The sequence below is a fragment of the Rhizobium sp. FG113 genome, from assembly GCF_057809895.1.
Genome location: NZ_JBMDKV010000041.1, coordinates 1 through 22,409 on the forward strand (window position 1 = coordinate 1; position 22,409 = coordinate 22,409).

A 22,409-nucleotide genomic window follows, 5' to 3' on the forward strand; every position below is an offset into this window, starting at 1 on the left:
GAAAGGCAGCAGAAAACGTAACCCGAGGGTGTCTACGAAACTCGGGGCTATTCAACATATTAAAAAACCAAAACCAGAATCTTCTGTTTATGAAAGCTGGACACGGAACCTCATAGAACAAAAATCTGAGTATGATTTCCAGTGGATCAAATCACAAACATGTGTGGATGATCCCGATTACGATATGAAAAACCACACGTTCTTCATGACTTTTCACGTCAGAAGAAATGAAATGATGGAAATAGGCGAAGCCCAATTATTAGTATATTCTCTATTTGAAAAATACTACAACAAGCTATCAGGTGTCCTTACGTCCCCTTGTGGAAGGGGGTCTAAATTTAGACCCTACATCATCTCAGCTTTTGACACAGAATACGGCAGAGGACCCCGTATTGTCGGATCGGTCTCCATTCCGCACCTGCACGGGATTGCGTTAATTCACCCAAAAAAACTGGAGTTCTTCAAGAAAATCCACAACTGGGAAGTCAAAGATGGGAAGGGCTACTGGGTGAAACGAAACCCTGTAAACGGGGTCGATTCAGTCAGCTTCCTACCCGTGGATATAAATGAACCGGGTGATTTAATCCTTAAGTACTCCCTTAAAAGCTTAGTTAAACTGTCAGGATCGGATTTCGATCGCAACCTGTTCGAAATCCATCCATCACCACATGACAGAAAGTTTCCATTCAATAAATTCTTAGAACGCAAGCCATTGTAAATAAACGTTCGCGAGCTTTGTAGAAGCAACCGTTATGCCGAAATGTTGAAGCTGGCGAACACTAGGGCCTGCCCACGGACACTATAACGCTACTGCCAAACCTGCCCCAGAATATAAAAACCCGTTCATCGTTTGGCCGGCCTACGCGCCTCCGCACAACCATCATCTCAAAAGAAGGAAAACTATGACTCACATTCAGAATAACGAAATGACCACCCCCATACTCACCGCGCGCGACCCAAACGCGGCCGAAGGCAACTACATCAGTCTATCCATTGACGTCTACGCCGACGAGGATTTTGACATGGCGGCGATGCTGATCCACTTTTTACAACTTCTATCCGGCACAGCCGTACCGGGACTGACAGAAAATTCAGCCATCCAGCTTGGTTACACAAATTTCTCCGAAGATTCCTATCAAGCGACGCACCGAAGAGCCGGATTTCTGACGCTGCAAGCCTTCGAGAGCGATGCGTATGTAGCCAAAATCACAAATTTTTTTGTTGAACACGACAGTGGCGTGACCAGCGACGGAAAAAGTTTCAATTTCTTGCTTTTTTCCGCCGACCATTGCGAAATTTTCGACGGAATTTTTCGGGCAAGGCGTCTCAGCTAGCATCTTTTATGAATTCCTCCGGGTGTGCAGCCCGATCTAAAATAATTGATGATCCCAACATATATTCTAAACTAGAATTGTATTTTTTATTTGGAATTTGGGCATCATTAAGAATTGCATTTAAAAAAATTACCAATTTCCATCTTTGTTTTAATATAGTATAAGTATCAAATTCGATTATACATGATTCGACTCCTAGATGAAAAAATGTTACTGTGGCGGATCCTTAACATATTAGAGGTCGCGCATGAATTCTGCCGTTTTGCCGCCGTGGACAGATAAGCCGACAGATCTCCTAGAATCCATTTCTCCAGGGTTCACGTATGATTGGGACGCAGTAGTGGGACGGCGGAGACAGATTACAGCTCTTGCGCTTGCAACACATTTCGATAGCGCAGGTTCATATGTCGGTGCGATGGATATTGGGGCCTTCGCAGCCGTCGTTCGCTTCGCAAAAGGGATTGAAATCATCCGAACGTTAGGCCTTACGGCGACTGCCGTGCGGCTTCTTAGCAAACATACAGATCGCGTTCGGGATCAAGAATATTACCAAGCCCTAGCCGACTATCTGGCTTCTAGCCCTCCAAATGAGCAGATGGAGGCTCTCCAGAAAGCTCATATCCTAGCAAGCGGTTCATTCGAGGTCGTGAGCACCGTCGACCCGATCGCACTGGACACACCTGTGCTTACGTTCATCCAGGACGCTGACTCCGCGATGATCTTGAACGCACACATAGATCTGTTGAGATCGATCGGAATTTCAGAGGGTTCAGTGAAGCAGCATATCCACCGCCTCGCAAAGGACTATGCCCAGGCTATAGAGAATGTTTATCAGTCAGACGCCGTGTTTTTTGACGCCCCTCTTGATATTGACCTGACATTGATAGGCGATGTCCAACTTCCCGCACCTCCCGTCAATGACTCCGCGAAAATTGTCTTCTTGAAGACCGCTGACGAAATGAAGAACGCCTCTCGTCGCTTTCGGAATTGCCTGGACGACCTAGTGTTCCAAGTCGCAAATGGCGAACGGTATTTTTGCCTGTGGCAAGGCAGACCGGAAGTGGTAATTGAACTGTTCAACGATGCCCCTGCCGGCTTTAAGATCGGCTCCATGCGACTTGCCCGAAACCGAGAAGTCCCAGAGGAACTTCGAGATGAAATTCTCGGCGAATTGGAGCGGATTGGTATCAAGAATTTGCCCACATGGCGCCTCAGCCTAACTCACCGAATGCCGTCGCCTCACGCCGATGACGCACGAATTTTCTGGGACAGCCTCCGTATTGGGCCATCTCGATCGGCGTCGGCTTAAGCGCGGCGGTAAACTGTGACTGGGAATTTCCGCAAAAATGGATTGGAGTCCGCCCAACGAGGACGAATTTACTGGAAGGCCAAATAGCGCGGCATGGACGTGTCGGAGGCCAAACGATTGAGGGTGCTTGAGGACGAGAGTGCGATTGGGCGGGAGACACGGCGCCAGGAAGTAGTGGCTATGACCTCACAACCCTACCAGCTCACCGCCTTCTCGCAAGACGAACATCGTCATTGCGATATTTCCCGCCTGAGCGCGACAAGATCGACGACCCCCTCCATGGGGCTGTATCCCGGCACCAGATCGCTCAATGCCGCCTTTAGACGCCTTGCATCGCCATCGCGAGCTAGCTTAGCGAGTGCGTCAAGCTCAGCCGACAGACACGGCCAGTTGAGGAACTGCTCGCGTGCGCGGCGGATTTTTGGATGGTCCGTCATTTCGGGATTGTCGTTTATTAGAAGCTCTTCATAAAGCTTCTCACCCGGCCGCAGGCCTGTGGTCACAATGCTGATATCGCCGCGCGGGTTTTGTTCGTCCTGGACTGTTAGGCCGGACAGTTCGACCATGCGGCGCGCGAGGTCGATGATCTTGACTGGCTCGCCCATGTCGAGAAGGTAGACATCGCCACCAGATGCCATCGCGCCAGCCTGAATGACAAGCTGCGCTGCTTCCGGCACAGTCATGAAGAAGCGCGTAATATCCTTATGCGTGAGCGTGATGGGACCACCCCGGCTAATCTGCTGGCGAAAAAGCGGCACGACGGAGCCGGAAGACCCAAGCACGTTGCCGAAGCGCACCATGGAGAAGGTCGTGTTTCCACGTTGTTCGGCGATCGCCTGCAGGATCATCTCGGCCAGCCGCTTGGTGGCGCCCATCACATTAGTCGGGCGAACCGCCTTGTCGGTGCTGACGAGGATCATGCGCTCGACACCGGCAGCCAGGGCAGCCTTAGTGACTGTGAGAGTCCCGAAGACATTGGTCTTGACGCCTTCGGCGGGATTCTGTTCGACCAGTGGCACATGCTTGTAGGCCGCGGCATGATAGACGGTGGCGGGCCTCCAGGTCTGTATGATCGTGTTGATGCGGTGTTCGTCGCAGACATCGGCAAGCAGCGGCACGATGGGAAACGGCGGCTCTTTATCCTCACCCGCCAGTTCGCCCTGCAGCGAATATATGCCGAACTCGTCCTGATCCAGCAGCAGAAGCGCCTTGGGACGCAGCTTGGCGATCTCGCGGCACAACTGACTGCCGATCGAGCCGGCCGCACCGGTGACGAGCACGATGCGATCGCGGACGTTCTGCTCCAGCAACGCGGTATTCGGCATGACTGCCGTGCGGCCCAAAAGGTCCTCGACATCCAGGTCCTGCAGATCGGTGAGCTGCGCCTGGCCGGTTGCCAGGGCGCTAATATCGGGTACCGTGCGAACAGCAACCTTCGCCGAGCGCAAGCGTTCGAGTATCGCGTTGCGCCGGCTGCGATCGATCTGCGGAAGGGCGAGAAGAACGGTCTTGACCTCGAGATCCGCGCAGACCTTCTCGATATTGTCGGGGCTGTAGATCTTCACGCTGTTGAGCGACAACCCCTTCAGGCTGCGATCATCGTCAAGAAAGCCGACGACCTTGAACTCAGCCGAATGCCCCAAGGCACTTACCAGCTGCCGTCCCTGCGTGCCGGCGCCGTAGACCAGAGTGCGGATCGGCGCGGCCTTGCCGAGAATTTCGCTATATGCGTCGTAGAGGAAAAAACGCGCCACGAAGCGCGACAGGCCAACTGCCAGCAGGAGCAGCATCGGCTGCAGGATGCCGACGGTTCTGGGTATGGTCGGCACGCTGATGACCGTAAAGATCACCATGTAGACGGCGCCGTAGATCAGCACGCATTTGATGACCGTCGAAAAAGCTGCCCAGCCCATGAAACGGAAAATGGCGCGGTAGAGGCCGAAAGTGATGAACAGCGGCAACGCGATGACGAGCGATACCGGGATTGTCCAGAACTGGATGCCCGTCAATTCATACCACTCATTGAAGCGAAAACAGAACGCGATCCAGACGGTCAGGATGCACAGGCAGGTGTCGAAAAGCAGCGCAATGACCCGCTTCGTTGGCCGAGGCAAGGCGAGAACCTGCTGAACGTAGTTATCAACCATCGTGCTTGCCAACCCTAGCATTCGAAAAATACGATTGCAGATAACTCAACCTGCCTTCAGCGTTCGCTCCTGATACTCTCCAGCTACAAAGGCCTCATAAGTAGCGGCAACGCCTCTGTCGAGAGTGATCTTTGGCATCCAGCCAAGACCCTGGAGCTTGTCGGCGCTCATGAGCTTGCGTGGTGTACCGTCGGGCTTAGTTAGGTCGTGGCTGATCTTGCCGTCAAAACCAACTATCTGGGATACGAGTTGGGCAAGCTCAAGGATGCTCACATCTTCGCCGGACCCGACATTAACATGCGTTTCGGCCGAGTAATTCTTCATTAAATGAACGCAGGCATCGGCACAGTCATCAACATGTAAAAACTCACGTTTTGGCGAACCTGTGCCCCAAATAGTAAACTCGGAAGCACCAGCGATCTTGGCTTCATGGGCCTTGCGAAGGAGGGCCGGCATAACATGACTCGAAGTGAGGTCAAAGTTGTCGCCGGGGCCATAGAGATTGGTTGGCATCGCAGCAATGAAATCGTCCCCATGCTGGCGTCGATAAGCCTGACAGAGCTTGATGCCAGCTATTTTGGCGATAGCATACCATTCATTTGTTGGCTCAAGTGAGCCTGTAAGCAACGCTTCCTCGACGATCGGCTGATCGGCAAATTTCGGGTAGATACAGGATGAGCCAAGGAACAACAGCTTTTCGACGCCGATCTTGTGTGCCGCGTGGATGAGATTGGCTTCGAGAATTAAGTTTTCGTAAAGAAAATCTGCTGGATAGGTGTCATTTGCGAGGATGCCGCCGACCTTCGCAGCAGCCAAGAAAATAGCATCCGGCCGATTTTCCTCCATCCAGGCCTCAACTTGGTCCTGGCGAGTGAGATCAACCTCGGCACGCGTAGCTGTCAGGACATCGCAGTGCTCAGACGCAAGTCGCCGGACTATCGCAGAGCCAACCATGCCGCGGTGACCAGCTATATAGACCCTTTTGCCGGCAAGGTCGTAAACCATCTTCAGCCCTCCAAGCTTACAGGAAGCTCAAGACCATGCTGCTTTAGCAAAGCGTGGCGTCGTGCTGCACGGTGATCCTCTGCCACCATCTCGGCGCACATCTCCTGAGCAGTTATCTCGGGCACCCATCCGAGCTTTTCCTTCGCTTTTTCGGAGCTGCCAAGCAGGGTATCGACTTCCGCCGGACGGAAATATCGCGGATCAATCCGCATCACGACATCGCCGACCGAAACCGCCGGGGCCATATCGCTGGTTATCGCTGCGACCTTTGCTATCTCGTCGACACCGTTGCCCGAAAACTCAAGCGCCAGTCCGAGCTCGTTTGCTGTCCACTGTATAAATTCACGCACCGAGTACTGCAGGCCAGTGGAAATCACGAAATCTTCCGGCCTCTCTTGCTGAAGCATCATCCACTGCATGCGGACGTAGTCCTTTGCGTGTCCCCAGTCGCGCAGACTATCGATATTACCCATGAACAGGCAGCTCTCCAGACCGAGCGCGATGTTGGCAAGGCCCCGTGTGATCTTGCGTGTTACGAAAGTCTCTCCGCGCCGGGGAGATTCATGATTGAAAAGTATGCCGTTGCAAGCGTACATCCCGTAAGCTTCGCGATAATTCACTGTTATCCAGTAGGCATAGAGCTTCGCCACCGCATAGGGTGAGCGGGGATAAAAGGGTGTCGATTCACGCTGGGGTGTCTCCTGAACGAGGCCGTAGAGCTCAGAAGTCGAAGCCTGATAAAAGCGCGACTTCTTCTCAAGCCCTAGAAAGCGGATGGCTTCAAGAAGCCGCAGCGTACCTATAGCATCAACGTCGGCCGTATATTCCGGCGCCTCGAAGGATACAGCCACGTGAGACTGTGCTCCAAGGTTGTAGACCTCATCAGGCTCGATATCTCGGATAATCCGTGTGAGATTGGAGGTGTCTGACAGATCGCCATAATGCAGTTTGAGACGTGCGCCCTTGAGGTGGGGATCCTCGTAGATATGATCAATGCGATGTGTATTGAACATGGACGCACGCCGCTTGATACCGTGAACCTCGTAGCCCTTCGATAGAAGTAGCTCAGCCAGGTAAGATCCATCCTGACCGGTCACCCCGGTTATCAGCGCAGTCTTGCCGTTGCTCTTGACGTGTTCACTCATCAGCTGTCCTCTGCATCTCGTCACCGCGAAACTCGTCACCCACTATGCCACAATACCGCGCAGGGCAACGCTCAATTGTACAGCAAGCCCTGTCAATGCCACACAACCCTTATGCCGCTGGATACCAAGCCGTCGTCGCCTGGATGGCCGTCGCTTGCGGTCTTCGAAACTCGCAAAACACGCGCTATCACGCTTAGCATGGCTCTGGCGCCAGTTCTTTCGATGCCGCAGCTGGCAGTGGAGCAAGCGGCGAAGAGGCCTTACGTCGGATCCGATCCCCTACTAGGCCATCACTGGAAAGACAAGAAAGCAATCGACTGGTAGCATGTATTACTCCATGCAGGAGTTCAATCGCCTTGACCCCGTCAAATTCAATATGCATAGCGTTTGACTTGCGGGCTCAGCGAGGCACTTCAGAATTGCAAAATTGAGCGTCGCGTGCGACACGCATGCGATGCAACAGCCTTACATGGATAGGGGAGAAACGAATGTACAAGTTTGCGCTGGTTGGCTGTGGCCGAATTGCCGTGCGCCATGGCGAACTCCTCACCGGCCCGGTTGCAGGCGCGCGACTTGTTGCCGTCTGCGACATCGACCCCGAGAAGGCGCGCGCATTTGGCGAAAAGCATGATGTGCCGTGGTTCACCGACATGGATCAGATGATGACAGAGGCCGCTCCGGACGTGGTGTCGGTGCTGACGCCTAGCGGCCTTCATTGCGAACATGTTTTGCGCCTTGCTCCGTACGGCAAGCATATCGTCGTTGAAAAGCCAATGGCGCTGACGCTGGATGACGCGGACGCGATGATCGCCGCCTGCGACAATCACGGCTGCCGGCTATTCGTCGTTAAGCAAAACCGCTTCAACGTACCTGTCATCAAACTACGGGAAGCCGTCGAGCAGCGACGTTTCGGTAAGCTGGTAATGGGAACCGTTCGGGTACGCTGGTGCCGTCCACAGGCATATTACGATCAAGATTCTTGGCGAGGCACTTGGGAGTTCGATGGTGGCGTGCTGACCAACCAGGCCAGCCACCACGTTGACCTTCTGGAATGGATGATGGGGGACGTCGAATCCGTTTTCGCCAGAAGTGCCACAGCGCTTGCGAACATCGAGACTGAAGACACTGCGATCGCAGTGCTCAAATTTCGAAACGGCGCGCTCGGCTGCATTGAAGCTACGACGGCAACTCGTCCCAAGGACCTCGAAGGTTCGATCTCGATCCTTGGCGAAAAGGGAACTGTCGAAATCGGCGGGTTTGCCGTAAACAAAATGAAGACGTGGGCTTTTTCGGAAACGAACGAAGGCGACGAAAACGTTATGGAGAAATACTCTGTAAACCCGCCGAACGTCTACGGCTTCGGACATCAAGCCTATTACGAGCATGTGGTCGATTGCTTGAAGGATGGCGGAAAGCAGCTCGTGGACGGCCTTGAAGGACGTCGCAGCATTGAACTGATTTCAGCCATCTATGAATCGATCGAAACAGGCAAGGAAGTTCAGCTTCGCTTCTCTCCAAAGCACTGCAAACTGGGAGTTCGCAGTGAACGATAACCGTCCAGTGCTTCTCGAAACTGGCATTCGCGATGTGACCTTCGGCAAGGATGTGAAAGTCGCGCAGCCGACAAACCTTTATGGGTGCACTATCGGCGACAACTGCTTTATTGGTCCCTACGTCGAGATCCAGAAGGACGTAACGATAGGCACCGGCACCAGGGTTCAATCGCATAGCTTTATCTGTGAACTGGTCTCGATCGGAAGCAATTGTTTCATTGGTCACGGCGTCATGTTCGTCAATGATACCTTCTCGAATGGCGGACCTGCGCGCGGGCGCAAAGAGCTTTGGCGCTCTACGACGATTGGAGACCGGGTTTCGATCGGCTCCAATGCCACAATAATGCCGGTGGACATTTGCGACGACGTTGTAATCGGAGCCGGAGCCATCGTTGTAAAGCCAATCACGAAACCGGGAATATATGCCGGCACGCCCGCACGCTTCTTGCGGGCAATTACGTCAGATCACTCAACGTCGAACGAGATAAGATAATGTCCCAGGTCCCCTTTGCAGACCTCCATGCACAGTATCAGAGCATCAAACCGGAAATCGATGACGCGATCGCAAGTGTAATCAAGTCGTCTGCATTCATTCGCGGCCCCTTCGTGGAAAAATTCGAGGCGGAGTTCGCTGAAGCGCTTGGTATTAAACACTGTGTCTCCTGCGCCAATGGGACAGACGCCATATACATCGCAATGCATGCACTGGGGGTGAAGCCCGGCGATGAGGTGATCACAACTGCGCATTCGTGGATTGCCACCTCGGAAACGATCAGTCAAACAGGCGCCAACGTCGTATTTTGCGACACGGACAAGGATAGCTTCAATATCGATGCCAGTCAGATCGAGGCAAAGATCACCCCTCGAACAGTCGGCATAATTCCTGTTCATCTGTATGGCCAACCCGCGGATATGGACGCCATTATGGCGATTGCCAAAAAGCATAATCTGTGGGTCATCGAGGATTGCGCGCAGGCCCATCTCGCGCGCTACAAAGGGCGCTACGTCGGCACATTTGGCGAAGCCGCAACCTTCTCATTCTATCCGGGAAAGAACCTAGGAGCGATGGGCGATGCCGGCGCCGTGGTTTCGAACGACGGCGCATTGGCCAACCGTATGGCAATGTTCGCTAGACATGGCGGACTCACTAAGGGCGACCATCAAATCGAAGGCATCAACAGTCGCCTCGACGGGCTGCAAGCCGCGATTCTTTCGGTCAAGCTTCGTTATCTTCCCAAATGGACCGAAAGTCGGCGTGAAAAGGCAGCACACTACGATGATCTGCTTGGGTCCATTGGAGCGATACAGACACCAGTGGAAGCTGACGGTCGTGAGCATGTTTACCACCTCTATGTGATCCGTCACGAAAAGCGCGACGAACTGGCCCGCATGCTGGCGGATAACGGCGTTCAGACCGTTATCAACTATCCCGTCGCGCTTCCATTCCTCCCAGCATATGCTCGATTGGGTCATCAGCCGGATGATTTCCCAAATGCCTGGAGTAACCAGAGCCGAATTCTCTCGTTGCCGATCTACCCTGAGATGCAGGAAGCGGCCCAGCAAATGGTTGCCACCCAAATTCGGGCATTTTGCTCCAAAAACTCAGACAAATGAAGCGATGAGCACCGTCGCGCGTCTTATCGGCAATTCCACTTGGAACGGCGCAGCATTCCTGGTGGGTGTAGGTCTGAATTTGATAAGCCTCCCGTTTGTCATTAGGCATATCGGAATTTCGGAGTTCGGCCTGGCAGGATTGATCATGGCCTGCGTGGCGCCAGCGATGGTGTTTAGCAATACGCTCTATCAAGTCACGACGCGGGAGTTAGCGCAATCTCTCTCCAAAGATAGTCAAGAAGCTTCTGCAAATGTCTTTGCAACAGCGTTGGCACTTGCTTTGTTGGGTGGCGCACTGGCCTGCGGATTGCTTGTTGCCTTGGCTCCACACCTTGCAGTGAGAGCTTTTCATATGTTGTCTACGAGCAGCGGCGATCTTGTGGTATTGTTCACTATCGGAGGCACCGGCTGGATGTTCCAATGCTTGTCAGTGACATTCCAGGCCCCCTTTGCTGCAAGGCAAGATTTTAGAAGCCTCGCGCAAGTCAACATGCTGACAACGCTTACAGCCACGTTTTGCATCTTTGTGGCAGTCCCCACCAGGCCTGTAGCGTCCACATTCTTGGCTTGCCAGTCCATTGGGTTCGCATCCGGCTTTATATTGGCGTTGGCTATGGCCATGAAAAAATTTCCGCAACAACTGCGGGCGCCTTGGATCCACAGGGGCCCACTTCTCCAGATAGCCAGCTTTGGCTCTTGGCAAGCATCTGCGCAGGTAGGCGGCCTCGTGGCGGGGCAAGCCGACAGATATCTCTTGGGGGCATATCTTGGGGCGCAGTACGTAGGATTCTACAACGTAGCGCAACGCTTGGAGGAAGCGGTATACATTGGGGTGCTTAAGTTGGGTGAGGTTCTTTTCCCGCTTTTTAGTTCCATTGGTGAAGACAGCACCGTAGAGCATTCGGATATGATGTTTAGGGCATCGTGGCTGTTGACGCTTGTCGCGACGGCTTCTTTGGGCGCGATGGTTCCTGTCGCGGAACCTTTGCTGACGCTTTGGACGAACGCAAGTTTGGCTTCTGAAACCTACCGCACTCTGATTATTTTGTCCTTCGCCGGCATATTAGGCTGTGGAACCAACGTTTTCATGTTTTTCCTGTTGGGAAAAGGCCAGTCTCGTTATAACGCATTGATATCATTGACAACTGCAGCATCAGTAGGACTGGCGAGTATTGCGTTGATTCCATTTTTGGGGTGGAAGGCGGCTGGATTAAGCACGCTAGTTGGAATGATAGCGCAGCTGATTTTGGTCATGCTACTGATACGAAGAAGTTTCAGCGTTCCGGATCTGTCTTCAAAGACATTTCATTTCATAGTCTCTCCCATTCTTACGGGCGCGCTTATAGCGTCGCTAATGTATGCGGGCTCCGCCAACTATCTTAACGCAGCCGCCTGGTGGAGATTGGGGTTACTGTATGCCGTTAGTGCAGTTGCTATCGCCGGATCCATCATCATAACAGCTAGCATTGGCCCCTATCGCAGAACCTGCATAGGGGATCTAAACCGCATTGCGGCCTATCTAATGTCACGACTGAGGAGATAATCATGTGTGGTATTGCAGGAGTGATCTCACAGTCGAGCGAAAAGGTCGAGAGCCGTCACCTCGCGAAGATGCTTGAGCTCATAGCTCACCGCGGTCCAGATGGGGAAGGATCCTGGTTCTCAAAAGACGGCGAGGCAGGCCTGGGCCATAGGCGACTAGCTATCTTGGATACGACTCAAGGCGGGCATCAGCCTATGCCATCAAATGATCAGCGGTATGTAATTGTATACAATGGCGAAGTGTACAATTTTTTGGAGCTTCGACACGAGTTGGAAGCGATAGGCTATCGCTTTAAAACCGAATCCGACACCGAAGTAATAGTCGCCGCGTGGTGCGAATGGCGAGAGAGAATGTTACTTCGTTTCAACGGGATGTGGTCACTCGCTATTTACGATACCCAGGAGCGGGCTTTATTCCTTGCACGTGATCGCTTCGGCATTAAACCTCTGCTCTATTCCATCACATCGAAATTTTTCGTTTTTGCATCTGAAACTCGAGCATTATTAAAGTGCGGCCTGGTTAATAGTAGCCCGAATCTTCAAGCAGCTCGTCGATTTCTGATCGAACCATTTGGAATCGAGGGAAGCGAACATACGCTATACGGCAACATAAATCGGCTGCAGGCAGGACATTATATGTGGCTGCGCGGGGGCGCTATTACGATCAAGCGCTGGTGGCGTAGCGTCGACCATCTCCCCGATATCCCTGCGAGTGACGACGAACAGGTTGAACGGTTCCATGATTTGTTTCGTGATGCGGTTTCTCTGCGAATGCGTAGTGACGTTACCATAGGAACATGCCTGTCAGGCGGATTTGATTCCACTGCGGTGCTTTGTGCAATGTCGGCAATCGAGCGGGATGGAGCGCCAGAACGCGGCGCGGATTCATGGCGCCATGCGTTTGTTGCAAGTTTTCCCGGCATGTCTAACGACGAACGGCCCGAAGCCGAACTCGCTGCGCGTTGGGCAGGAGTATCGCCAACAATTATTGATGTGGCGCAAAATGACAGCTTACATCAGATTGAGCAGATTATGAGTGATCTGGACGATCCGTACATCAGCCTTCCAACGGCCGTTTGGAAAACCTATGAAAAACTTCGAAGTGATCGTGTCCTAGTATCGCTGGATGGTCACGGGGCCGATGAACTTATGGGTGGCTACCGTCAAGGAGGACAGGCGTTAGCCTTTCACTTAAGAAACTTGGTTGGCGGGCTCACGTCTTTGCACACTGGTTCATCGCGATACGTTGAGCTCATGCGGGCTGCTGTCTTGAGGCAAAAAGGTCAATTGTTTCTGCGCGGAAAACTCCGCGACCTCCCCCCCTCTTTTGCTCTCGTCGGAGACGATGACGAATTTCCCGAACACTGGGGCAACCTAAACCGGCGCCTTTATAAGATGTTTCATGGCACAGTGCTGCCAACCATCCTTCGCAACTTTGACCGCCTCTCGATGGCCCACGGAGTTGAAGTTCGCATGCCGTTCATGGACTGGCGGTTAGCAACATATGCAATGAACCTCCCGGACGCCGCTAAGAGCGCTGATGGATATTCCAAGCTGATAGCAAGGCGGTCGATGAAAGACCGAATGCCGGAACAAATCCGGATGGGAAAACGGAAGGTGGGTTTCAATTCGCCGATGCCGGAATGGTTGAACAACTCGCTTGCCGGATGGACCGCGGATCTTCTAAACCGCAACGTTCCGGCATTTGCCGAGATAGTTGACGAACCAGCGTTGCGGTTGGCGGTCCAGAGCCTAACGGCAACAAAGTCTTGGAATTGGGAAAATGTCGGAAGACTCTGGCCCTATTTAAATCTCAAATGGACCATGAGTCAGGCATGAGCGGATTGATACTCTCAATTGCTTTAGCGGCGACTTTCGCTTTCTATATTTTTCGCATCGGAGTGAATCTGAGTCTATCCTCTGTAGCTTTGGGGCTAATAATCCTAATACACGGGCCATTCTACTTCATTTACAGCCGTCAATGGATTCACAATGACAGTTCGATACGTCAGTGGTACTCAGATACGAATGGCTACAGCTCACTTGTAGACAGCTACTACGAAAAGCTATCGGGCGATCCGTTTACAGTTCCTGCTCTACAAAGCCTTGATCTGGCTCTTGCCATTCTTTTAGTTGGATGCGTGATTGGCATATGGGCAGTTGATCTCAGCACTAGAGTCACTATCAGTGCATATGAAAAGCGTTTGGCAACATGGAGACGTCAGTATCTCCCCTATCCGTCACCCTCGTTAATCCCGGCCCAACTTATTGCTACCACTCTGGTCTGCGTCGCGTTGATCGCAGTCTATGTTTATTATGATAAGCCTGACATCGTTTTTCAGTATTTTTTTTCAAAAGCCAGTGAAATTGAAAAAATAAAATGGCGAATTTCTAGTGGAGGATTTCCGTATTTTGTGGCTCTATTTTTATCCAGCGTGGGAACGTTCATCTCCATATACTTAATATATCAATCAAAAGGGCGCGGAGTCATATTATATATCGCATCAGTATTCTTGGCGATTTTGATATTGTTTGGGAAAATGGCTTATCTAAGCAAGGCACCACCGCTTGTGTTCGCAATGCAATTGGCGGTCGCGTCAATCGTCAATCGAACACTCAAGCCCAATTGGATGATAATCGGAGGCATTGTCCTACTTGGTCTAAGTAGCATGATCACAATGGTTTTCGTCGCAAATAGCGATATAGCTAGGGTCCAATCCGCAATTGCATTTTTATTCTATCGAGTTTTCATGATTCCCAATGAGAGCTTGATGGAATACTTCTTAGTATTTCCTCATCGATTGCCGCACACGCTTGGGATAGACAACAAGTTTATCGCAGCGCTAGCAGGATTCGAGAAAATTCCGGAATCATATTACCGAGTTGCTGAAAGCATAAGAGGTGTAGGCGGATCAACCACCAACGCAATGTTTATCGCTGACGCGTGGGCAGAGTTCAGATGGTTTGGTGTAATAGCATTCTCGATAATTTTCGGGGCTACTCTACGATACATCGACGTCCTTATTGTCACACGGATTGGCAAGGCGCCAATCTCCATCGCAGCGCTAGTTACCGGTTACTACGGTATTTTCATTGCATTGAATACATCGCTTTTCACTGCATGTCTGACTGGTGGATTAGCGCTCATTTTACCTTTGGTATGGGCCTATAGTAAGGTTCAATGCCCACAAACTGCTAGCTCAATTAAACCTCTTGGAAAAGATAATGCGAATCTTTCAGAATAGCGGCCTTTACCCTGCGTACCGCCGTCAATTCGACGAGCGGCATGGGACCAAACAGACTTTCTCGGAAAGACGCAGTCTCTATTTGGAGGATCGATACAACGCTCTTCATTATCTGCTACCTGTTTTGGGAGGCGACCATTCGGCATTTGTGACCAATGGTGATGATGAGGTTCTGCAACGGGCTTGGGCAGAAGACCATGGACTACCAAGGAAGATTTCATTTGCTGACATCCTGCTTTCGCAGATTGAGGAGCATCGGACCGAGGTCTTCTACAATCTTGATCCAATGAGATATGGGAGCGATTTCATCCGGCGACTCCCCGGTAGTGTACGACACAGTTTGGCATGGCGGGCAGCGCCGTCGCCGGGCGCGGATTTCTCCGCTTATGATCGCGTGCTTAACAACTTCCCGAGCATTCTGGAAAGCTATCGACAAGCGGGATGGGCCGCGGAATATTTTGCCCCGGCTCATGACCCACTAATGGACAGTTACGCAACAAGGGCTAACCGCCCGATCGATATATTGTTCGTGGGCGGATACACTCGGCACCATCGTAAGCGTGCTCAGATCTTAGAAGGGGTCGCAGAGCTGGCAGGCCAGTACAAGGTTTGCTATCATCTTGAGCGGTCTAGGATGACTCGCCTGGCAGAGAGTCCCGTTGGTGTTTTTCCGCCACTTGCACAACACCGGCGCCCAAGCGCCATTCGGAACGTGAGCGAAGAACCTATTTTCGGCCGAAATCTCTACAATGCAATCTCCAGCGCCAAAATCGTGTTGAATGGTGCGATCGATATGGCCGGCGAGGACCGCGGCAATATGCGCTGCTTCGAAGCGATGGGCTGTGGCGCGCTTTTGGTCAGCGATGCCGGACGATATCCCGAAGGCTTGGCGGACAATGAGACGATGGTGAGCTATGTTTCACTCGATGACCTGATACTTAAGTTGCGAGCGTTGCTTGAACGCGGCCAAGTCGCTAGTGCAATCGCCTCAGATGGCTATCAAATGATGCGGCAGCAGTATAGCAAGCAGCAACAATGGGCTCGCTTTCAGAACATAGTAGGCGCAATCTGATGGCTGTTATGTCTTCAGTGCTAAACGAAGCGATAGGGATGTTTGTGCGGCGGCGCACAAACATCAGCATCGGCCACTCAACGAAGATACGGTGGAGCGCGTTGCTCAGTTCGCGCGGCGGCACGGTCCGCGTCGGTGACCGTTCCATCTTAAATTGTCGGATCGCTTTCGATTCACCACACGGCCAGATTGACGTCGGTGATCGATGCTTTATTGGAGCGAGCCTGCTTGTATGCCATACGTCAATCAAAATCGATGCTGACGCAATAATTTCGTGGGGCGTGACAATTGTCGACCATGATTCTCATGCTTTGGATTGGACCCAGCGGAGCACCGATGTTATCGACTGGCATGCAAACAGGAAAAACTGGGACCACGTAAAGATACGACCGGTTCACATCGAGGAGAAGGTATGGATTGGCTTCGGCGCATCCATACTTAAAGGAGTACGGATTGGAGCGCATTCAGTTGTCGCAGCCGGCAGTGTAGTTACCAAGGACGTGCCACCATATTCGTTGGTCGCAGGAAACCCGGCACGCGTTGTACGATCATTAAAACCTGAAGCGGAGGCTCCAGTTGGCAGATAAGATAGGCGGTCAGACCTGGGAGCAAGCCGTCCAGTGGCTCCGGTCACAGCCGGATCAAGAACAGCTAGTGCTGGATTGCTACTATGATGATCCATTGAAAGACGCGGCAGAACGCTATTATAGCGGTGAGGAATGGCAAAGTATTCGATCTTTCCTACCTACCGGAGGAGGTAGCGCACTGGATGTTGGTGCCGGACGTGGTATTGCAAGCTACGCCTTGTCGCGCGAGGGATTTTCGGTGACTGCGCTTGAGCCAGACCCAAGCCCCATCGTTGGCGCGGCGGCCATTCGAGCCTTGGCGCGCGAATCCGCGTTCGAGATCAGCGTAACAGAAGAGTTTTCCGAAAAGCTACCCTATGCTGACAATCAATTTGATGTTGTTTTCGCGCGTGCTGTCCTCCATCACACGACAGATCTAGCTGCCGCTTGCCGAGAATTTTATCGCGTGCTCAAGCCCGGCGGGCGATTGATTGCCGCAAGGGAGCATGTTCTTAGCAGAAAGGAAGATCTCGATGCCTTCCTCTTGCAGCATCCATTGCACAAACTTTACGGTGGAGAAAACGCTTTCTTACTCGCGGAGTACGAGCGAGCCATTCGCCTGGCGGATTTCAAGCTGGTACATAGTGTCGGACCTTTCGATAGCGCAATAAACATTGCACCACGCACGCTGAAAGAAGCCCGCGAGGAGATCGCCGGAAGGATTCCAGTTGGAGCGACTGTCTTTTCGATTGCGCTCCGAAATCCAGCGGTCTGGGGACTCGCAAAAATGTTGCTACGCAAAATAGACAATCGACCCGGCAGACTCTACTCATTCATTGCAGACAAGGTCTGACATGGGGCGTGTGCTTGTTACCGGTGCGCATGGCTTCATCGGACGCCACCTATCCGCCCAGCTTGCAAAGGATGGCTTTTATGTCAGCGGCCTGGGTCATGGCGTATGGCCCACAAGCGAATCTGAGCGCTGGGGCGTCAAGGCGTGGATCAACGGCGAGATCGGCTCAAGCAATCTAGAGTTACTAAAGCGCGAGGTCGGCGAAGTTGACGTCGTGTTCCACCTCGCTGGCGGCTCGTCCGTTGGCGCGGCAGTGCAAAATCCCCGCGAGGATTTTTACCGTACTGTCGTCTCGACAGCAGAGTTGCTGGATTGGATGCGGCAACATCTGCCTTCCGCAAAACTGGTCGTTGCTTCGAGCGCAGCCGTATACGGCGCGGGCCACGCTGACCGGATCAGCGAAACCGCGGCTCTGAAGCCCTACTCGCCTTATGGACGACATAAGCGCCTGATGGAAGAAATGGTGAGTGCATACGCCTCGGACTATGGCCTAAACGTTGCGATTGCGAGGCTCTTTTCCGTGTATGGGCCGGGGCTACGAAAGCAGTTGCTGTGGGATCTGTGTGCAAAAATGGAGAAAGAGACCGCAGAAATCGACTTGGGTGGCACCGGCAATGAATTGCGAGACTGGACCCATGTCGCCGACGTTGCGCGCGGACTGGCCAGCCTATGCAAAATCGCAACCAGCGCCGCCCCTATCGTTAACATAGGGACGGGGATTGGAACGTCGGTAAGTCAAATCGCTGATCTGATGACTAATTGTTGGTTTAGCGGAAAGAGCAAGCCACAGGTGCGTTTCAGTGGGCAGGCGCGGCCTGGCGATCCTTTCAGTCTGATTGCTGAGAATGCATCACTAACGGAACTCGGATTCCAATCGATGCATCCTTTGGCTATTGGGCTATCTGATTATATTCGGTGGTATCGCCAGAGTGGGCGGGAAGGTTGATGCGCGTCGGTTTTATGCTAGTTGGCGGCGCCAAATGGACGGGTGGGCGCAACTACCTGGTTAATTTGCTTGCCGTTTTGGGACATTATGGGGACGGCTCAGTTACATCCGTACTATTTGTAGGAACCGATATCTCGGAAGAGGAGTTGCAGCCGTTTGTTGGCATTCCCAATTTGGAAATAGTCAAGGCGGCTTGGTTCAGCCACGGCACGCACCGTAGAGCGGCTCTGATAAAAGCACTGCTGACGGGCCGTGACAGCAACGCTGGCCTTATTTTTGAACGAAATCGGATAGACGTGCTCTTCGAAGCAGCCCAGTTTTACGGCTGGAGGCTCAAAATTCCGGCAATCGCCTGGATCCCAGACTTCCAGCATCGCAAGCTTCCGCAGCTCTTTTCCAGAGGCGCGTGGCTAAAACGGGAGATTGGATTCCGCGCGCAGATACTAGGCAAGCGTACAATTATGCTGAGCAGTGCTGATGCCTTGCGAGATTGCAAGCAGTTCTATCCTGCAACGCGTAACCGTGCCTTCATTGTAAGCTTTGCAACGCTTCCTAAGCCCGCGATGTCGTTCGAAATGGCTTGCGATGTAGCACGAAGCTATAATCTCGACACACCATTTTTCTTTCTTCCAAACCAATTCTGGTCTCACAAAAACCACCGGCTTGTCATCGAAGCTCTTGCCCTTTTGCGGAATCGAGGGCGGCAAATCACGATCGCCGCTTCTGGCAACCAAACAGATCCCAGATCGCCCGGTCATTTTCACAGCCTTTGCAATCGCATTGCAGAACTAGGCCTTGAGGAAAATTTTCGACTCTTGGGACTTATACCATACGACCATATTGGGGCACTTATGCAGTCGTCTGTCGCACTTATAAACCCATCATTGTTCGAGGGCTGGAGCACGGTGGTCGAAGAAGCGCGGCTCCTTGGGACGCCGATGATTTTATCGGATCTGGAAGTGCATAAAGAACAAATGGGATCGGACGCAATCTATTTCGACCGTCATTCGCCGCTCTCGCTTGCGGACTGTCTGGACAGCTTTATGCCTGAGAGCGATCAACAACGTCGCATCTCTTTGCAGCGGGCTCAATCGATCGGCCAAGATCGCGCGCGCGACTTCGCACAGACCTTCGCCAAGCTCCTCTCACTTTGTGTTAAACAGAATCTCGGCTCATGAAGATTACAATCATTACGGTGTCGTTTAACGCGGCAGAAACCATAGCAGATACACTTCGCTCGGTCTCAGTGCAGGACTACAAGGACATTGAGCATATTGTGGTCGACGGTGCCTCGAAGGATGGCACTATAGCAGTCGTGAAAGAGCATGGAGCTCATTTAGCCAAATTCCTCTCCGAACCGGACCGGGGAATTTATGACGCGATGAACAAGGGAATCGCGCTTGCAACAGGTGATGTTGTGGGTTTCCTGAACGCTGACGATTTTTATGCTTCGCCAGACTCGTTGGAGAGCATAGCTAAGGCCTTTACTGCGTCAGACGTCGACGCGTGCTACGGCGACCTTCTCTACGTAAGGAGGAATAATCCTTCCTCAATCGTCCGTTACTGGCAGTCTTCCGATTTTGTGAAGGGCTCGTTCAGAAGAGGCTGGTGCCCACCTCACCCTACCTTTTTTGTTCGCCGGAAGGTCTACGAGCAATATGGCGGCTTCAACCTCGACTATAAAATCGCAGCAGATACCGAAATCATGTTCCGTCTGTTGGAAGTCGAAGGCGTTAAATCGATCCATATTCCAAAAACTATTATAAAAATGCGAACCGGAGGAGCTTCAAACAAAAGCATCGGCAATATCATTCGCCAGAATGGAGAGATCGTACGCTTCATCAACGCAAGCGATGCGAAGAAGATGTCAGTAGTAAGCTTCCTTGCGCATAAATTCGTATCCCGAGCGATGCAGTTTCTCAGAAGACCAAGGGCTGAAAAGCTGGTCACACGCTAAAGCGCAGGCCGTCGAGGCTTTGTTCGAAAAGCAATTTATTGCACATAGTTTGGAAGGCCGTAAGCATACGTCGAAGGTCGCTGGTCAGGCCGCTTGCATCCACTTCATGGAAGTATTGGTCAACCTGGCAAACGGGATGTGAGCGATGCGGGCGTGGCTAGCCGACGTTCTTGCGTGCATCGGTGACCTGTGCTCAGGCGGCATGATCTCCGACCATCAGCGATGCTTCCATGGCACCACGCCGGTCTGCTTTTGGTTTTGAGCTCGAAACAACTTATGGTAAATTCTGCAGAGCAAGATATCATTGGTGCGATACGTTTTATTGCCGAGTTGTTGAAGGACACGATGACCGTGGCAAATCATTTTTTTCGCGGAGACCCAAAGGTTCAACGAGAAGGTGACAGAATTCACATTGAATACCTAAGGATCTTATAATGCTATCTCTGCCTCGGCGATTTGTGGGCGTGGCTTTCGGATGCGCGCTCTTTGCTATCTTTTTTGCCAGATCCGCGCCCTTGATAGAAACTCTCTCATTTTCGGCCGGCGCTGCATTAATAGCGATCGTCTGCTATTATGTTTGGAGTTTCTACGGTTTCATAACGCTGCTGCGGTCCATGAAATTAGCGGACAGCGAAGAAGAATCTCGTTCCAAAAAACTAGATACCCTATAGCCAATGTACGTGATGCCTTGCCTTTGTTCCTCTGTTTTCCTCTTAGATGGCACACTATCGAAATATAGAAACTCAGGATGCGGTGATTGTGAACAAGAGAGTACTAATTACCGGCGCGGCAGGCTTTGTCGGCCGCGTGGCTGTCGAAGAGTTTATAAATCAAGGGTGGTCCGTTCGCGCACTAGTCCGAGACATCCAAAATACTTCACAACCTTCTTCTCCATTAGTTGAGTATATCCCGGCTGGTGATATTGCCGAGGTTTCCGATTGGGTGAGATACTGTAGCGAATGCAGTATTGTTGTTCATCTTGCTGCTAGAGCCCATAAATCTGACGCTAGAGACGATGACTTCAAGTTCGAACGAATTAATTGTGATGCGAGTGTCGAACTGGCACAAGCTGCGATAAAGTGCGGCATCAGGCGTTTCATATTTGTCAGTTCGGCGGGTGTGATGGGCGATTTTTCGACGAGGCCTTTCACCGAGGCTGACGCTCCGGCTCCGGTAAGTGCTTATGCAAAAAGCAAACTGAAAGCCGAATTGGCTATTTCAGCGCTGTGTGACGGAAGTGAGATGGAACTGACCATCTTACGGCCTACGCTTATTTACGGTCCAGGCAACCCTGGGAACCTTGACCGATTGGTCAGGATGCTGAAACAAGGCGTTCCCCTTCCGTTTGGGAGAGTCGCTAGTAAAAGAAGCCTTCTTAACGTCGTGAATTTTGGAAGGATCATTTTCCAAGCGTCGATTCGACCCGCAGCTGCCGGTCGAACCTATCTTGTCTCAGATGGTGAGGACATAACTACCACTCAGTTGATGAAGTCGCTCGCCATTTCTATAGGCAAACCGGCCATGCTTTTCCCATTTCCAGAAATCATCTTGCGTCTAACGGCGTCAGCGCTTGGCAGGGGCAAAGAGATTGATAAATTACTCGGCTCTCATCAGGTGGACAGCGCGTTGTTGCGGCGTGAATTGGAGATCGATGCTGTTTCAACTATTGCTCAGTTGGAGATGAACCAAGTCATCCGATGAGAGAAATCTTTTGAAATAGCCGTGTTGCCGCGCCCAATTCAGAGCTTACAAAGATACACAACGTGGGTGAGCGGCTTTCACCTAAGAACATACCGTCTGCTCTCTACCATTGGGACTGGTAGTCAGAAGCCACCATCGCAAATGCGGGCTTCAACGTGTTCTCACAGAACAGTCATCATTGGTAGCTAACGCGTGCAAGCTTCCACCGGTGCCTGTCTTTTCACGCCCAGCAGCGTACGGAATAGAGGAAACGCTTGCTGCTCCTAAGAGAAAATAAAGTGAGTAGTCGTAGCCAATTGACGACGATATCATCGCTACGCCGCAGTGCATAATGAAGATAATTGCAACGGCGACCTCAGGTCTCGGGTGAGCGTCCGGCGAACGCATTTTCGGGTGTGGAGAGATGGATGCTATAGGCCG

General features: G+C 52.1%; 20 protein-coding genes. 16 read left to right on the forward strand and 4 right to left on the reverse strand.

Going from position 1 to position 22,409, the window contains the following annotated elements:
- From ACODTZ_RS35395 to ACODTZ_RS35405, 3 genes are all read left to right on the forward strand, one after another.
- On the forward strand, positions 1-718 hold a 718-nt coding region (locus ACODTZ_RS35395), incomplete at its 5' end, for a hypothetical protein (RefSeq protein ID WP_489031890.1).
- A gap of 208 nt (positions 719-926) precedes the next feature.
- Entirely contained in the window at positions 927-1,334 is a 408-nt protein-coding gene (locus tag ACODTZ_RS35400) for a hypothetical protein (protein WP_489031892.1), read from the forward strand.
- Between the two features lie 247 nt (positions 1,335-1,581).
- Positions 1,582-2,643 (forward strand): hypothetical protein, encoded by a 1,062-nt coding sequence (locus ACODTZ_RS35405; RefSeq protein ID WP_489031894.1) that lies wholly within the window; start codon positions 1,582-1,584, stop codon positions 2,641-2,643.
- 230 nt (positions 2,644-2,873) lie between these two features.
- On the opposite strand, the gene ACODTZ_RS35410 is transcribed toward ACODTZ_RS35405, so the two are convergent.
- The 3 genes from ACODTZ_RS35410 to gmd are packed head-to-tail and all read right to left on the reverse strand — an operon-like array spanning position 2,874 to position 6,940.
- Positions 2,874-4,790: a polysaccharide biosynthesis protein gene (locus tag ACODTZ_RS35410; protein WP_489031896.1), complete on the reverse strand. Its 1,917-nt coding sequence runs from the start codon at positions 4,788-4,790 to the stop codon at positions 2,874-2,876.
- Between the two features lie 45 nt (positions 4,791-4,835).
- Complete coding sequence (gene fcl / locus ACODTZ_RS35415) at positions 4,836-5,795, reverse strand: GDP-L-fucose synthase (RefSeq protein ID WP_489031898.1); 960 nt, start codon at positions 5,793-5,795, stop codon at positions 4,836-4,838.
- 2 nt (positions 5,796-5,797) lie between these two features.
- The gene (gene gmd, locus ACODTZ_RS35420) at positions 5,798-6,940 is read right to left on the reverse strand and encodes a GDP-mannose 4,6-dehydratase (RefSeq protein ID WP_489031900.1); all 1,143 of its coding nucleotides are present in this window, start codon (positions 6,938-6,940) and stop codon (positions 5,798-5,800) included.
- Positions 6,941-7,428: 488 nt separating this feature from the next.
- On the opposite strand from gmd, the gene ACODTZ_RS35425 reads away from it, so the two are divergent.
- The 13 genes from ACODTZ_RS35425 (at position 7,429) to ACODTZ_RS35485 (ending at position 21,989) form a co-directional block, all read left to right on the forward strand.
- A complete protein-coding gene (locus ACODTZ_RS35425; RefSeq protein ID WP_489031902.1) occupies positions 7,429-8,493 on the forward strand; it encodes a Gfo/Idh/MocA family protein in 1,065 nt (354 codons plus the stop codon).
- Entirely contained in the window at positions 8,483-8,986 is a 504-nt protein-coding gene (locus ACODTZ_RS35430) for an acyltransferase (protein WP_489031904.1), read from the forward strand. The genes ACODTZ_RS35425 and ACODTZ_RS35430 overlap by 11 nt, the downstream gene beginning before the upstream one ends.
- On the forward strand, positions 8,986-10,107 hold the full coding sequence (locus ACODTZ_RS35435) for a DegT/DnrJ/EryC1/StrS family aminotransferase (protein ID WP_489031906.1): 1,122 nt from the start codon (positions 8,986-8,988) through the stop codon (positions 10,105-10,107). Before ACODTZ_RS35430 ends, ACODTZ_RS35435 begins: the two co-directional genes overlap by 1 nt.
- A 4-nt stretch (positions 10,108-10,111) precedes the next feature.
- Positions 10,112-11,650 (forward strand): lipopolysaccharide biosynthesis protein, encoded by a 1,539-nt coding sequence (locus tag ACODTZ_RS35440; RefSeq protein WP_489031908.1) that lies wholly within the window; start codon positions 10,112-10,114, stop codon positions 11,648-11,650.
- A gap of 2 nt (positions 11,651-11,652) precedes the next feature.
- Positions 11,653-13,488: an asparagine synthase (glutamine-hydrolyzing) gene (gene asnB, locus ACODTZ_RS35445; RefSeq protein ID WP_489031910.1), complete on the forward strand. Its 1,836-nt coding sequence runs from the start codon at positions 11,653-11,655 to the stop codon at positions 13,486-13,488.
- On the forward strand, positions 13,485-14,894 hold the full coding sequence (locus ACODTZ_RS35450) for a hypothetical protein (RefSeq protein WP_489031912.1): 1,410 nt from the start codon (positions 13,485-13,487) through the stop codon (positions 14,892-14,894). The genes asnB and ACODTZ_RS35450 overlap by 4 nt, the downstream gene beginning before the upstream one ends.
- Positions 14,875-15,966, forward strand: coding sequence for a glycosyltransferase family protein (locus ACODTZ_RS35455; protein WP_489031914.1), 1,092 nt, complete (start codon positions 14,875-14,877; stop codon positions 15,964-15,966). The genes ACODTZ_RS35450 and ACODTZ_RS35455 overlap by 20 nt, the downstream gene beginning before the upstream one ends.
- Before the next feature lie 38 nt (positions 15,967-16,004).
- Positions 16,005-16,553: an acyltransferase gene (locus ACODTZ_RS35460; protein WP_489031928.1), complete on the forward strand. Its 549-nt coding sequence runs from the start codon at positions 16,005-16,007 to the stop codon at positions 16,551-16,553.
- Positions 16,543-17,385, forward strand: a complete 843-nt coding sequence (locus ACODTZ_RS35465; protein ID WP_489031916.1) for a class I SAM-dependent methyltransferase — start codon at positions 16,543-16,545, stop codon at positions 17,383-17,385. The genes ACODTZ_RS35460 and ACODTZ_RS35465 overlap by 11 nt, the downstream gene beginning before the upstream one ends.
- A 1-nt stretch (position 17,386) precedes the next feature.
- Positions 17,387-18,331: an NAD-dependent epimerase/dehydratase family protein gene (locus tag ACODTZ_RS35470; RefSeq protein ID WP_489031918.1), complete on the forward strand. Its 945-nt coding sequence runs from the start codon at positions 17,387-17,389 to the stop codon at positions 18,329-18,331.
- Complete coding sequence (locus ACODTZ_RS35475; RefSeq protein ID WP_489031920.1) at positions 18,331-19,509, forward strand: glycosyltransferase family 4 protein; 1,179 nt, start codon at positions 18,331-18,333, stop codon at positions 19,507-19,509. The genes ACODTZ_RS35470 and ACODTZ_RS35475 overlap by 1 nt, the downstream gene beginning before the upstream one ends.
- Entirely contained in the window at positions 19,506-20,288 is a 783-nt protein-coding gene (locus ACODTZ_RS35480) for a glycosyltransferase family 2 protein (RefSeq protein WP_489031922.1), read from the forward strand. The genes ACODTZ_RS35475 and ACODTZ_RS35480 overlap by 4 nt, the downstream gene beginning before the upstream one ends.
- Positions 20,289-21,047: 759 nt before the next feature.
- Positions 21,048-21,989 carry an NAD-dependent epimerase/dehydratase family protein gene (locus ACODTZ_RS35485; protein WP_489031924.1) on the forward strand — a complete coding sequence of 314 codons (942 nt, stop codon included), beginning with the start codon at positions 21,048-21,050 and terminating at the stop codon, positions 21,987-21,989.
- A gap of 150 nt (positions 21,990-22,139) precedes the next feature.
- Here the strand turns inward: ACODTZ_RS35485 and ACODTZ_RS35490 are convergent.
- Positions 22,140-22,409: hypothetical protein (locus ACODTZ_RS35490; RefSeq protein ID WP_489031926.1), on the reverse strand; the 270-nt coding region annotated here is incomplete at its 5' end.